At 59.6% G+C, this 12,234-nt stretch carries 13 protein-coding genes; 6 read left to right on the top strand and 7 right to left on the bottom strand.

Going from position 1 to position 12,234, the window contains the following annotated elements; all coding sequences use genetic code 11:
- The first annotated feature begins 71 nt into the window (after positions 1-71).
- From UCMB321_RS12625 to UCMB321_RS12615, 3 genes are all read left to right on the top strand, one after another.
- Entirely contained in the window at positions 72-971 is a 900-nt protein-coding gene (locus tag UCMB321_RS12625; RefSeq protein WP_040067131.1) for a LysR family transcriptional regulator, read from the top strand.
- 123 nt (positions 972-1,094) lie between these two features.
- The gene (locus UCMB321_RS12620; protein ID WP_040067128.1) at positions 1,095-2,105 is read left to right on the top strand and encodes an aldo/keto reductase; all 1,011 of its coding nucleotides are present in this window, start codon (positions 1,095-1,097) and stop codon (positions 2,103-2,105) included.
- 89 nt (positions 2,106-2,194) lie between these two features.
- Positions 2,195-2,581, top strand: coding sequence for a hypothetical protein (locus UCMB321_RS12615; RefSeq protein ID WP_040067126.1), 387 nt, complete (start codon positions 2,195-2,197; stop codon positions 2,579-2,581).
- Between the two features lie 253 nt (positions 2,582-2,834).
- Here UCMB321_RS12615 and UCMB321_RS12610 read toward each other — a convergent pair whose 3' ends face one another.
- Complete coding sequence (locus UCMB321_RS12610; RefSeq protein WP_040067124.1) at positions 2,835-3,578, bottom strand: SDR family oxidoreductase; 744 nt, start codon at positions 3,576-3,578, stop codon at positions 2,835-2,837.
- A 129-nt stretch (positions 3,579-3,707) separates the two neighbouring features.
- Here UCMB321_RS12610 and UCMB321_RS12605 point away from each other — a divergent pair, with 129 nt between their 5' ends.
- The gene (locus UCMB321_RS12605) at positions 3,708-4,622 is read left to right on the top strand and encodes a LysR family transcriptional regulator (protein ID WP_040067122.1); all 915 of its coding nucleotides are present in this window, start codon (positions 3,708-3,710) and stop codon (positions 4,620-4,622) included.
- A gap of 45 nt (positions 4,623-4,667) precedes the next feature.
- On the opposite strand, the gene UCMB321_RS12600 is transcribed toward UCMB321_RS12605, so the two are convergent.
- Together UCMB321_RS12600 and UCMB321_RS12595 are read right to left on the bottom strand one after the other, a co-directional pair.
- Positions 4,668-5,342 carry a DUF3313 domain-containing protein gene (locus tag UCMB321_RS12600; protein WP_040067120.1) on the bottom strand — a complete coding sequence of 225 codons (675 nt, stop codon included), beginning with the start codon at positions 5,340-5,342 and terminating at the stop codon, positions 4,668-4,670.
- 224 nt (positions 5,343-5,566) lie between these two features.
- Entirely contained in the window at positions 5,567-7,240 is a 1,674-nt protein-coding gene (locus UCMB321_RS12595) for a methyl-accepting chemotaxis protein (protein ID WP_040067118.1), read from the bottom strand.
- A gap of 278 nt (positions 7,241-7,518) precedes the next feature.
- On the opposite strand from UCMB321_RS12595, the gene UCMB321_RS12590 reads away from it, so the two are divergent.
- Complete coding sequence (locus UCMB321_RS12590) at positions 7,519-8,541, top strand: MerR family transcriptional regulator (RefSeq protein WP_084614969.1); 1,023 nt, start codon at positions 7,519-7,521, stop codon at positions 8,539-8,541.
- A gap of 54 nt (positions 8,542-8,595) precedes the next feature.
- A complete protein-coding gene (locus UCMB321_RS12585; protein ID WP_040067113.1) occupies positions 8,596-9,453 on the top strand; it encodes an alpha/beta fold hydrolase in 858 nt (285 codons plus the stop codon).
- A gap of 230 nt (positions 9,454-9,683) precedes the next feature.
- On the opposite strand, the gene UCMB321_RS12580 is transcribed toward UCMB321_RS12585, so the two are convergent.
- The 4 genes from UCMB321_RS12580 to UCMB321_RS12570 all read right to left on the bottom strand — a co-directional run bounded on the left by UCMB321_RS12580 (position 9,684) and on the right by UCMB321_RS12570 (position 11,774).
- Positions 9,684-10,895 (bottom strand): alginate lyase family protein, encoded by a 1,212-nt coding sequence (locus tag UCMB321_RS12580; RefSeq protein ID WP_052451166.1) that lies wholly within the window; start codon positions 10,893-10,895, stop codon positions 9,684-9,686.
- A gap of 144 nt (positions 10,896-11,039) precedes the next feature.
- Positions 11,040-11,201: a DUF2986 domain-containing protein gene (locus UCMB321_RS30045; protein ID WP_084614967.1), complete on the bottom strand. Its 162-nt coding sequence runs from the start codon at positions 11,199-11,201 to the stop codon at positions 11,040-11,042.
- A gap of 55 nt (positions 11,202-11,256) precedes the next feature.
- Positions 11,257-11,583 carry a low molecular weight protein tyrosine phosphatase family protein gene (locus tag UCMB321_RS12575; RefSeq protein ID WP_040067111.1) on the bottom strand — a complete coding sequence of 109 codons (327 nt, stop codon included), beginning with the start codon at positions 11,581-11,583 and terminating at the stop codon, positions 11,257-11,259.
- A complete protein-coding gene (locus UCMB321_RS12570; protein ID WP_084614965.1) occupies positions 11,580-11,774 on the bottom strand; it encodes a hypothetical protein in 195 nt (64 codons plus the stop codon). The genes UCMB321_RS12575 and UCMB321_RS12570 overlap by 4 nt, the downstream gene beginning before the upstream one ends.
- Between the last annotated feature and the right edge of the window lie 460 nt (positions 11,775-12,234).

The following is a 12,234-nucleotide window of genomic DNA, read 5'->3' as shown; positions in this document are numbered from 1 at the left end:
AAGCAGTGCTCATGAATGGCCTGAGGGTTATGGCGCTATAATCCCCAACCATTCATGGCAGGAATTCATCAATGGCCCGGGAAAGTTACAACGATCTGCTGGCGTTTCTGGCCGTCACCCGCGAGCGCAGCTTCACCCGTGCCGCCGCCCAGATGGGCGTCTCGCAATCGGCCCTTAGCCACACCATCCGTGCCTTGGAGGCCCGTCTCGGGGTTCGCCTGCTGACCCGCACCACGCGCAGTGTCGCGCCGACCGAGGCGGGCGAACGGCTGTACAACAACCTGGCACCGCGCTTCGAGGAGATCGACGCCGGTTTGGCCGAGGTCACCGAATTGCGCGACAGCCCGCGCGGCACCATCCGCATCACCGCCACCGATTACGCGGCCAACAGCGTGCTATGGCCGAGGCTGGCGCCGTTGATAGCGCAGTATCCCGACATCAAGGTCGAGATCATGACCGACTACGGGCTGACCGACATCGTCGCCGAGCGCTACGACATTGGCGTACGCCTGGGCGATCAGGTTGCCCAGGACATGATCGCGGTACGCATCGCGGCGGACCTGCGCATGGTCATCGTTGCGGCGCCGTCCTACCTGCAAGCCCACCCGGCACCGCTGAAGCCCGAGGACCTGGCCGACCACAACTGTATCAACCTGCGCCTGCCCACCCACGGCGGCTGTTATCCCTGGGAACTGAAGAATGGCAAGACCGAACTGCAGGTGCGGGTGGAGGGGCAACTGACCTTCAACAGTTCCTATCAGATGCTCGAAGCGGCGCTCAGCGGCTGCGGGCTGGCGTTTATTCCGCAAGACCTCGCCGCGCCGCATGTCGCCGCCGGCCGTCTGCAATGGGTACTGGAAGATTGGTTTCCGACCTTTCCCGGACTGCACCTCTACTACCCCAGTCGCCGGCAATCGTCCCGTGCGCTGGCCTTGGTGATCGGCGCCTTGCGCCACAGCGAAGACTCATGAAAGGGACTCATGACCGCATCCACCTTTTCGGTCTTAATCATCAATCGGCCTGTGACTAGGATGACGGCACGGTTTTGAGCAATGGCTCGGCCATCCTGTTGCAACGCTGATGGAAGGTGACCGATGAATGACCGTTATCTGGGCCGCAGTGCCTTGAAAGTTTCTCCCCTGTGCCTGGGTGCCATGATGTTTGGTGGCGAGACCGACGAAGCGACTTCCCGACGCATCATCGACAAGGCCGCCGCCAGCGGCATCAACTTTATCGACACGGCCGATGCCTATCACGCCGGGCGTTCCGAAGAGGTGGTGGGTCGCGCCATCGCCGCGCAGCGTGATCGTTGGGTGGTGGCCACCAAGTTTGGTTATCCATCCTCCGCGACCGCCGGCCCGAACGAGCAGGGACAGTCGCGCAAATGGATCATGCAAACCGTCGAGGCGAGCCTCAAGCGCCTGGGCACCGACTATATCGACGTCCTGTATTTTCACCGTGCCCTGACCGATGCGCCGATGGAGGAGGGGATTCGTGCCGTCGGTGACCTGATTCGTCAAGGCAAGATCCGTTACTACGGCGTGTCCAATTTCCACGGCTGGCGCATTGCCGAAATGATCCGCATCGCCGACCAACTGGGCATCGAACGGCCCGTGGTCAGCCAGCCGCTGTACAACATCGTCAACCGTACGGCGGAAGTCGAGCAACTGCCGGTGGCGGGCAATTATGGGTTAGGCGTGGTGCCTTACAGCCCGCTGGCGCGTGGCGTGTTGAGTGGCAAATATGTGCCGGATGCACCGCCACCCGCGGACACTCGCGCAGGGCGTGGCGACAAGCGAATCCAGCAGACCGAATGGCGGCCGGAGTCATTGGAAATCGCCCAGACCATTGCTCGTCATGCGGCTGAGCGGGGCACCACCTCAGTCGCCTTTGCGATCGCCTGGGTGTTGAAAAACTCGCTGATCAGCGCGGCTATTGCCGGTCCGCGTACCGAGGCGCATTGGGACAGCTACATGGACGCACTCGGGTTGGAACTGGGGCCGGACGACGAGAAGCTGGTTGATGGCCTTGTCGTGCCTGGGCACGCGTCGACCCATGGCTTTACTGATCCTGGGTATCCGGTAGAAGGTCGCAAGGTGATTTGACCGGCAGGGTAATGTCTTGTCGATTCTTGGAGAAAGTAGCGTGATTGCCCGATATCCTGTCGGGCTTACTTCCCAAAGCGGATCACGCTATGCCCAGATTGTCCTTCGCTATCCGCGTGTTGTTCGCGTGCTGTCTGTTGGTCGCCACCGCCAACCACGTGCGAGCCGATTTTCAGCATGGGTTGTTCTGGGACTATGGGTATGGGGAGAGTGCGCACTGGGCCAGTCGCGTGTTCTGGGGCGCGCTGACCCTCCTTGATCCGCTGGCCGCACTGCTGCTTTTCATCAAGCCCAGGGCCGGCATTGTCCTGACCGCCGCCATTATCGTGGCTGACGTTGCCCATAACACCTACTACGTCGCGCTGAATCAGCAGTGGTTGGCGTCTTTCTATTTGTCTCAGGTGGCGTTTCTTATTGCCGTGGTGCTGCTTTCGCCTATTGTCTGGAACGGCCTTCGGCGCTGCGCTGCGCCCTGACCTCAGCGGGACCGTGCCCGCCACAAGGGCAGGGTGGTGCTCCGATCCCGCCAGTGGCGAGTGCCTTCTTGTCGATGATGCTATTGATTAGCCTGACTTATGAGTCCTAGCCCCATTGATCGTCTAATAACCGACGGGAAATAGCGTTAACCTCGAAACAATTTAGCGACCCTCTCGTGTAATAAGAACAGGTGAAGAGAATGGACTGCGGTGTGTCCATTCTCTTTGTTCTCATGAAAACCAGGCGATATCGTCAGGCTTCCTGAGCGGTAGGGCGGAACAGGATTTCGTTCACGTCCACGTCTTCCGGCTGCTCCATGGCGAAGGCCACCATGCGTGCGAAAGACTCGGCGGGGATCGCGAACTGTTCATAGTATGCCGCGATGCCTTTCGCCATATCGGGTTCGGTGATGCTGGCGGGCAGTTCAGTGGCGATGGCGCCGGGGGAGATGATGGTGGTGCGGATGTTGTAGGGCTTGACCTCCTGGCGCAGTCCCTCGGAGATCACCCGCACGGCGGTCTTGGTCGCCGCATACACCGCGCTGGCAGGGCGCACCTTGTGGCCCGCCACCGAGGAGACGTTGATGATATGGCCGCTCTTCTGCGCCTTCATATACGGAAGCGCGGCGGCAATGCCATACAGCACGCCCTTGAGGTTTACATCGATGGTGCGGTTCCAGTCGTCCACCTTGCCCAGTTCCAGCAAGGAATGTGGCATGAGACCGGCGTTGTTGATCATGACGTCGATCCGGCCATAGGCCTGCACGGCGGCCTCCACCAGCCATTTGACCTGCTCGACATCGGTGACATCGGTTTGCACCGCCAGTGCCTTGCCGCCGGCGGCGACCAGTTCATCGGCCAGCGCCCGGATGCGTTCGACACGCCGCGCGCCTAATACGACGCTGGCGCCTTGTGAGGCCAGCAGTCGCGCGGTCGCTTCGCCCAGGCCGCTGCTGGCACCGGTGATCACGACGACCTTATGGGTAACTTGTGTCATGGTTTTTTCCTTTTCTGGATGCGGATCGCTACATTGAAAACAGCGGATAGATGACTCATCAATGTAGCGCGGGCAGCAGTCTGTGATTAGGCGGCAGAATCCGAACGGACCTATTAGACGGACTAATGAATGCATCAGGAAAACTTCAACGATCTCTCAGCCTTTGTGATCGTCGCGACGGAGCGCAGCTTCACCAAGGCAGCGGCAAGATTGGGGGTTTCCCAGTCGGCGCTCAGCCAGACCATTCGTAATCTTGAAGAGCGGCTGGGGTTGCGCTTGCTGACCCGTACGACCCGAAGCGTTTCCCCCACGGAAGCCGGCGAGCGGCTGTTGCTCACGGTAAAACCCAGGTTCGAGGAAATAGAGTCGGAACTGGTCGCCTTGACCGAACAGCGCGAGAAGCCGGTCGGTACGATCCGCATCACCGCCAGCGAGCACTCGGCGACTTCGATTCTCGCGCCTGCACTGGCGAAGCTTCTGCCGAATTATCCGTACATCAACGTTGAAGTGAACGTGGACCATGGCCTGACCGATATCGTTGCCGAGCGTTTTGACGCCGGTGTCCGACTGGGCGAAAGGGTCGCCAAGGACATGATCGCGGTCCGCATCAGTCCTGATCTGCGCTGGCTGGTGGTCGGGGCGCCGTCTTACTTTGCCCGCCATGCCCAGCCACTGATGCCGCAGGAGCTGACCGCGCATAACTGCATCAATATCCGTTTTCCGACCCATGGCAGCCTCTTTGCCTGGGACTTCGAAAAGGACGGGCATGAACTCAAGGTCCGGGTCGAAGGGCAGCTGACGTTCAACAGCCTGGCCCTGCGCCTGGATGCCGCGTTGTCCGGCCTCGGGCTGGCCTATCTGCCCGAAGACATCGTGGCCCCCCATATCGCCGAAGGAAGACTCGTCACTGTCCTGGAGGAGTGGTGTCCGTATTCCCCTGGCTATCACCTCTACTATCCGAATCGCCGCTACGCTTCGTTGGCCTTTTCCCTGGTGGTCGAAGCGCTACGTTATCCGGTGCAGGGTGCCGCGAGACCCTGTTGAAGCCGAGCGAAGGAGCTGTCGTATGCCTCCTTCGCCGTTTTTTGGTTATCTGATGAAAGTCTGCAAATCATTGCCCAGCTTGTCGAGCGCCAGTTTGAAATCCTTGGTGGTGATGTTCTGGCTGGCGTTTGACAGTGTATTGCCGAAGACTTTGCGCACGACTTTGGCCACGGTCTGGTTGTTGCGGGCGTCGATAAACTCGGCCTCGATGAACAGTGTGGTGTCCTGATCGCGATGGCCAGTGACAGCGGAAACACCTCCCACGACGGCGGCGACCGGAACGATTTCATACCACTTCATGCCTTTGTTTTCGGCATTTACCCCGGTGATTGCCGCGCGCATGATCAAAGTTCTTGAGCCAGCCGGCGCTGAGTTTTCGCTCGACACAACCCGATACTTCTGGCCCAGCACGCCTTTGGCATTGCGGGTCATGTAGTTCTGCAACTCGTCCAGGGTTTGCCGGCTAACCCGCTCGTTGGGCTGTGGCGCCGGGTAGAGCTCCAGTTGGTTGAAGGCCACGGTGTCATAGGCATTTGGATTCCAGGACGGGCTCACCCAGCGCATGGCTGTTTCGCCGCTGGTGGTGGTGACCTGCTGCAAGTTGTTGTAGTTGGACAGGAAGCCGGAATACTGCTCACGCTCGGTGACTTTCGAGGTGCACCCGCCAAGCAGCAGGCCGGTCAGCGCAACGCTGATAAACAGTTTTCGGGACAGGTTCATAGTGGGGCGTCCTCCATGGATTAAGTCGTTTTTTCGGTAGCAGGGCATCTGAAGCGCCAGGTCATGTTTCCGGGCACTGCCTGGTTCAGAGCATAGGTGGCTCAGGCCGAAATGCGCCAGGATTCGGCCCGGGGCCCGGTAAAAATTTGGCTGCCATCCGAAGCGCTGCGTTATCCCGGTCAGGGTGCCGAGCCCGAGCGTCCCGCCCGGCTAAGAACCGGGCATCACAGCGAAAAGCGCGCCAGCATGCCGTCCAGCTCCACCGCCAGGCGTCCCAGTTCCTGGCTGGCGCTGCTGGTTTGCGCGGCGCCGCTGGCGGTCTGCATGGACAGGTCGCGGATACGTACCAGGTTGCGGTCCACTTCACGGGCCACCAGGGCCTGTTGCTCGGCGGCGGTGGCGATCACCAGGTTGCGCTCGTCAATGCCGGCCACCGACCTGGAAATGCTCCCCAGCGCGTCCTTGGCCACTTGTGCGCGCTGGCGCGTGCGGCCCGCCTGGGCGGCGCTTTCGGCCAGGGCCTGAACCGTCTGGCCGGTGCCCTGATGAATGCCGTCCATCATCTGTTCGATTTCCCGCGTCGAAGCATCGGTGCGTTGCGCCAGGCCGCGCACTTCATCGGCCACCACGGCAAAACCGCGCCCGGCCTCACCGGCCCGTGCCGCCTCGATGGCCGCATTGAGTGCCAACAGGTTGGTCTGGGCGGCCACGCTGCGGATCACTTCCAGCACCTTGCTGATGCCCTGGGTCTGCGTCGCCAGGGCCTGGGCGCGCAGACTGGCCTGTTCGACCTGATCGGCCAGGGCGCCGATATCGGTCATGGTCTCGTCCAATTGCTGCTGGCCTTCGCGCACGGCCGTACTCGAGCCGCGTGACTCGCTGGAAGTCTCCACCGCATTGCGTGCCACTTCCTCGACCACCTGGCTCATCTGGGTGACGGCGGTGGCGGCGTGTTCGATCTCGCCGTATTGCTGATGCAGGTCCTGGGCGCTGTCGTGCATGATCGCGCCCATTTCCTGGGTGGATGCGTTCAGGCGGCCAACGGCGCCACCGATCTGCTGGATCACCGCGTGCAACTGATCGCGCATGTGCCCGAGCATCTGCAGCAGTTGCGCCACTTCGTCCTGGCCATGGGCGACCACCTGTTTGCTGAGGTCGCCGGCGGCCACGGTCTTGGCCACCTGCAAGGCCTGGCGCAGCGGCCGGGTGATGCTGACGCTCAGGCGCCAGGCCTGCAACAGCATCAAGGCCAGCGCCACGCCGATGACAACGGGCAGCACCAGTTGGACTTTGTGGAAGGTACTGGCGGTGTTTTCCAGGGCCTGCGCGGTGGTCTGCTTGTTCAGTTCACGCAGCAATTGCACCTGCATGTCCATCAACGAGCCCTGGTTGGCCAGGTCGTTGTTGGATAGGTTGGTGGCTTCGCTCATGTGCTTCTGCTCGACCAGCTCGATGGCCTGCTTGAACAGGGTGACGAACTGCTGTGCAGCGTCCTGCAGCAACTTGATCGAGTCGCGCTCTGTTCCTTCCGGGACCTTGGCCAGGTACTCGGTGAACCCCTGGTCCACCTCGCCGCTGAGCTGTTGCAGGTTGATCTTGCGGTTGGCCAGTTCGGCCGGGTCGTTGGCATACACCAGCAACAGCGCTGCCTCGGTGCGCATCTTGGCCAGGTCGATGGCGATGGCGTCAGCCTGGGCGATACTCGACAGCGGTCCTTGCTCGATCAATTCGCCGTCGTGGCGAATGTGCTGCATTGCCATCAGGCACACCCCACCCAAGGCGGCCAGCAGCAGGGCACACAGGCCGAAACTGGCCAGCAGGCGCTTGCCGATGCTCAGGCGACGCAGCAGGGCGGGGCGGTGGGAAGGCTTGCGGAGGAAGGCGAAACGAAGGTTCACAGCGGCGGGCTCTTATGAGGGGACGCCAGCGGTTGTAACAAAATTGCATGATGGCTTTATGTCACTTCTGTTGATGACAAAAAATTCATGTTCGGACGTCAGGTCCTTCAGTGTATTGGCTGGGAGGAGGAGAGGCAGGTCCGCTGCCTGGGACCAATCTCTCTCTTGTCACCTTGCTTTGTGGGGACTTGACGGTCGGTAGTCCGACGGGATAATCCGCAACCGCCGTCAGCTACGACGGGTATCCTCCAATATCTTCTATTGTCGACGGGGTCTCTATGCCGCTAACGGTTGGCATGCTTGCCCGGCGTTGCGGCATTACCGTCCGCGCGCTGCACTACTACGATCAGACAGGTCTCCTGAAGCCGATCGGCCGCTCTATGTCGGGCTATCGGTTGTACGACGAAAGCAGCGTGTCGACGATCAGGACGATCCAGGCGCTGCGCGGTCTGGGGCTGACACTCGACGCGATCGCACAGGTGCTGCGCGACCGGCAGGTTGCCCTGACGCAAGTCATTGCCGAGAGCCGACGCGCGATCGACGCTGAACTGACAAGGTTGAATACCCTGAACGAACGGCTCGCCGTGCTGCAAGCGGCCTCCGATTCCGGTCTGAACTGGCGTGATGCGGACTGGCCGGATACGCTCGCGCTGCTCGAGCGCTATCGGGAGCGTTTCGACACGGCCGAAATTGCGACGATCCTCGCGCGCTGGAAGGACACGGAATCGACCTTGTCGAGATTGTTTGTGGACGTGCGCGACGCCATGGATCGGCAAGTCTTGCCCGATTCCGGCGAAGCGCAGAAACTCGCGTATCGCTGGCTGGCCGCCGCGATGCAATGGATGAATGGCGATATCGGCATCGCGCGGCGCTGGCGACAGTTGCATGACGACGCGGTGCCGGCTCCCGACCATGCAGGGCTCGATCATGCGCTGATCGCCTACATCGAACAGGCGACCCGTCTGCATCTGGCGGCCTGGCGACGTCACCTGACGGACGACGAAATCCAACGTCTCGACAAGACGCTGTCGGCGGAATGGATCACGTTCGGTGCAGACGTCAGGCTGGCGATTGCCTGCGGCGCTGACAATGGAGATATCGCCTCGCTCGTGAGCCGTTGGCACTCCCTGCTTGAGCGGACGACGCACGGCGACGTCGCGCTGCGCGGCAAGCTGCTGCAGGCACTGCTGGGCGAGCCGATTCTGCAAGCCGGTCATCCGATCGGCCTCGACATACTTGCCTGGCTGCAACGTCAGGGAGCCCTCCTTGTCGACGATGGTAATACTGTATCTGGTGCTTGACCCTCACGTGGGCGTCAGCGTTCATGCTGGCGCTTTTTTCATTGGAGGAAACCCATGAACCCCATACTGGACGAACTGAACGCGCTGCGGATCGGCGCTCGTTCCGTTCGAGCGATGCGGCTGGACGGCGGTATCCTGACCGCGCAGGTGGGTGACGGGCCGCCCGCGGTCGTCGTACTGAACGGCGGGCAGGCGTTCGTCTCGAAGACGACCGCGCGTCGACTGCGGCGCGACCTGCGTCGTGTTGCCGGCATCCTGCCGGCCGACACGCCGTTCGTACTGCTCGGATATCCTGACAAGCCCGGCGCGCAATACCGGCTCACGGACATCGTCGAGCATGTCGCGTGCGGCATCGCGATGCATTGGCGGTGCACGACGCTCATCGGCATCTCGTTCGGCGGCGTCGTCGCGGCGCGACTCGCGGCCACCCACCCGGAGCTCGTCTCACGACTCGTGCTGGTCTCGAGTGCGCATCGCCTGGCCCCGGACGGCTGCCGGCTCGTCGAGCGGCAAATCATTCACGCGACCCGCCTCGAATTCGTACGCCTGCTCGAAACAATGTCCGGATGCTTCCGCGCGGGTTGGCGCAACATGCTACTGCGCGCCGCGCTGCTGGGCCGACGACGTCACATGGCGTCATCGGTCAACGCAGGGGGCGCCATTGCCCGCACTCTACGCGCACTGCGTGATGATGCACGCGACAGTTCGCCGTGGCCCCGTCAGATCCGCGCAGATACGTTGATCGTCGGTGGCGCTGCCGACACAATCTTCGCCGAGGCGGCGCGCGAAACGTCCGCGTGGGTGCCGTCGGTCACCCATCATGCGCTGCCGGGCGAAGGGCATATGGTGATGATCGAGCGCCGGAGGCAGGTTGCTCGGCTCGTCCGGGACTGGCTCGGCCCGCGAGCTTGAGAGGCCAATGGGTGTCCCGCTTTTCGCATGATCAGCTCTCAGGCGAAATGATCGAGTCTGAACTGGACTCAGCAGCCATTGGCACGAAGCCTAGGTGCCCGGTCCAGGAGTGAGAGGGTGCGGATTGATTGTGAAACGGCCTGGGTTTTGAGTCCAGGCTTCATCGATCACCTGAAGGTGTACGGCTTCGCCAGGCTTCAGGTGCCTGGCGAAGTTGTAGGCCATCAACGTCAGCGTTTTCCAGCTGCCGCTTCCTGATAGTTAGTGAACAACAGCGATCCATAGCCCAACTGGTCAAAACCTCCACTGTTAGACCCGTAGGCACCCGCCTCAGGACCAAAGTTGTCCATCATTTTTTTCGTATAGGGGGCTTCCAGATGTTTGATTCCGGCGTAGTGATTGTAAATCAAGGTCCACATTGGACGGGTGCTGCCGCGACTGCCGGAAGAGATCTGAGTTTGGATCGACCCATCGCTGGTGGTGTAGTTTGTCCATGGAACATCATAAAGCAGATTGTATTTTGCAACATACTCACTGGCTTTTAATGCGAGGTTGTGATTGAAGCTGAACAAATCATCGCCCTGGCTCCACGCCATCTGGCAAATCACCCCGATTATCGCGATGTCTAATGTGGAGTGCCCCTGATCACGTCCGCTTTCCTGAACTTGAGCCAGACCCACTTCCTTTCCAGTGCCGGGATAAACAGCCCACATTGCATTGTTGAATGCGCCATTTCCCAGTCCATGAAGCACATAATTCATGGATTCTTTATAAATATCGTGACGATCCGTCAAGATGCCGATGGCCATCATCGAAGCAAGATTGACCAAATCCCAATTTGCCCAATAATGCAGTCCAGCTTCTCCATATCCATTATGCTTGGTTATGAAGTCATGGTTCATCGGGTAGAAAACCTTGAGCATCATGCCTTGAAATTGAGGAAATTTTTTCCATCCTGGATAAGTCCGCATGATTTCTGCCGCATTGGCCAGTTCATAACCGTAGATGCCGGACGCCAAGTATTTATCGCTTGTGCCTATCACATCGGTCAGTTTGTCTGCCCAGGCATCAAGCACTCTGATCGAGGCATTCGCGTAGTCGATATTTCCAGAGATTTTCCAGCGAACGGCCAACTGATAAGCAGCTGCCGCATCTCGGAACAGCGATGCGTAATTGTCTTTGCCCCATGATGGGTTGCCCCGTACTACTCGATCAACTGGATTAGGTGCGTAATTGGCGGCTGCGTACGGACTTTTTTCCAGAAGATTCCAGCTGTCGATCGCAGGTGATGTCTTGCTGGTAACGAGCCTCTTGGCACGAGCAAAATCGTCGTTCGTACTCAACATTCCCGGATGCACGAAATTCTGATTTTCGGCATTGGCTACGTTTACGACGCATAGGCCGATAATCAATCCCACAACGTTAAGCACTCTACCTTGCATTGCTCACCTCCAGTAAAACATTCATGGACTGCAGTTATAACGCTCGGTAGGAAAACAAATATGCAGCGATGCTCAGCTGCCAAGTTTACGCCGCTCGGGACGGATAGAGCTTGACATTGGGGCATCTGGTGTCAAACGTCACGATCAGCTCTCAGGGGAAATGATTGAGTCTGGGCTGGGTTCAGCCGCCAGCTTCAATCGGTCAGCTTTACTAATGTATTTAGGCTTACTTTTCGGTGCCAATTTGGCGCTGGCCTTTTTGGCGTGAGCCTTTAATAACTGATTTATTTTTTTACGACGATTCATATTTTCTACTCGACTTGTCAGTTCTTGAATGATGGCAGAGGTTTGCGCACGAAACCTAGGGTGTGAGATAGGGCTTCACTGCGTCTTCGAGCATGTCCACCAGCTCAGGATCCATGTAGCGAAAGTCGTCGGGAATATCCAGAGAGTGAATCCGCTTGTGTTCAAGCAGGCGGGCATACTCGGCCTGCAGGCGATTCAGGTGTTTGCGTTCCATGACAAAGATGACATCGGCCCAGCGAATATCCGCCGGGCCGATGGGTCTGCGTGCGTTCGGGCTTGTGCCCGCCGAGCGGGCATTGAAGCCGGGACGGCGGCGCCAGATCGTTTCCGCCGTGGGGCTACGCCATTGGTTACGACTGCAGACGAACAGGAGGTTTGTCACTCTTGATCCAACCATTGGCGGGTGGTGCGGATGGGATAGCTCATGCCGAGCTGGCGTGCCCTGACAAGCTTGTCGGCCCGGGTGTACATCAGCTTCCAGTTCTTTTCCGGCTTGAATGTCAGCGGACGAACCGCCTTGTCATCACGGCGTTCAAGGGCCTGTGCGCGTCTCCAGGCGCGGGTTCTTTCCATGGTCATTTCCTCGTGAGTACCGGGTTCAGCAGCCGCGGTAATACGAGTTGGGGGTATGGTAAGCGTGAATCGTGGGGAGTGGCTAGGTTGTTGAGATCCCGATACCAGCAGCGCCGGCTTCTGGCCGGTATCTGCCCCTCGCCACGGTCTGCAATTGGCCCATTGCAGCGGTTCACCGCATCCATGAAGGTAAAGGTGATTTAGATTGCTTAACGTTAAAGCTTTGCCAGAGCCTCAGCTAGGCGCGACAGACAAGCGACATGTGGCTGACAGTTACAGTGTGATTGCTTATTTTGGGCACGAGCAATGTCCTGCACCTCTCTGAGTATTTTTTGGGGATGAGGCTAGGGACCAGCTCTGGCTTGAAAAAACTCTCTCCCGCTTGCCGAGAAATGTCGTAATCTCGTTGGCAGACGAGCGCGGGCACACCTCACCGCTCCACCATGGTCACCAGTACAAC

This window comes from Pseudomonas batumici, assembly GCF_000820515.1.
In the GTDB taxonomy this organism is placed as follows: domain Bacteria; phylum Pseudomonadota; class Gammaproteobacteria; order Pseudomonadales; family Pseudomonadaceae; genus Aquipseudomonas; species Aquipseudomonas batumici.
Note: the sequence above shows the minus strand (reverse complement) of the source record. Positions and strands in the feature narration are given on the sequence as shown.

What these genes read in the sequence shown, in the direction of transcription:
- UCMB321_RS30045 (WP_084614967.1), bottom strand. Translation starts at nt 11,201, where the DNA reads ATGAATCGTCGTAAAAAAATAAATCAGTTATTAAAGGCTCACGCCAAA.
- UCMB321_RS12605 (WP_040067122.1), top strand. Translation starts at nt 3,708, where the DNA reads ATGCATCAGGAAAACTTCAACGATCTCTCAGCCTTTGTGATCGTCGCG.
- UCMB321_RS12590 (WP_084614969.1), top strand. Translation starts at nt 7,519, where the DNA reads ATGCCGCTAACGGTTGGCATGCTTGCCCGGCGTTGCGGCATTACCGTC.
- UCMB321_RS12625 (WP_040067131.1), top strand. Translation starts at nt 72, where the DNA reads ATGGCCCGGGAAAGTTACAACGATCTGCTGGCGTTTCTGGCCGTCACC.
- UCMB321_RS12610 (WP_040067124.1), bottom strand. Translation starts at nt 3,578, where the DNA reads ATGACACAAGTTACCCATAAGGTCGTCGTGATCACCGGTGCCAGCAGC.
- UCMB321_RS12600 (WP_040067120.1), bottom strand. Translation starts at nt 5,342, where the DNA reads ATGAACCTGTCCCGAAAACTGTTTATCAGCGTTGCGCTGACCGGCCTG.
- UCMB321_RS12570 (WP_084614965.1), bottom strand. Translation starts at nt 11,774, where the DNA reads ATGGAAAGAACCCGCGCCTGGAGACGCGCACAGGCCCTTGAACGCCGT.
- UCMB321_RS12580 (WP_052451166.1), bottom strand. Translation starts at nt 10,895, where the DNA reads ATGCAAGGTAGAGTGCTTAACGTTGTGGGATTGATTATCGGCCTATGC.
- UCMB321_RS12620 (WP_040067128.1), top strand. Translation starts at nt 1,095, where the DNA reads ATGAATGACCGTTATCTGGGCCGCAGTGCCTTGAAAGTTTCTCCCCTG.
- UCMB321_RS12585 (WP_040067113.1), top strand. Translation starts at nt 8,596, where the DNA reads ATGAACCCCATACTGGACGAACTGAACGCGCTGCGGATCGGCGCTCGT.
- UCMB321_RS12615 (WP_040067126.1), top strand. Translation starts at nt 2,195, where the DNA reads ATGCCCAGATTGTCCTTCGCTATCCGCGTGTTGTTCGCGTGCTGTCTG.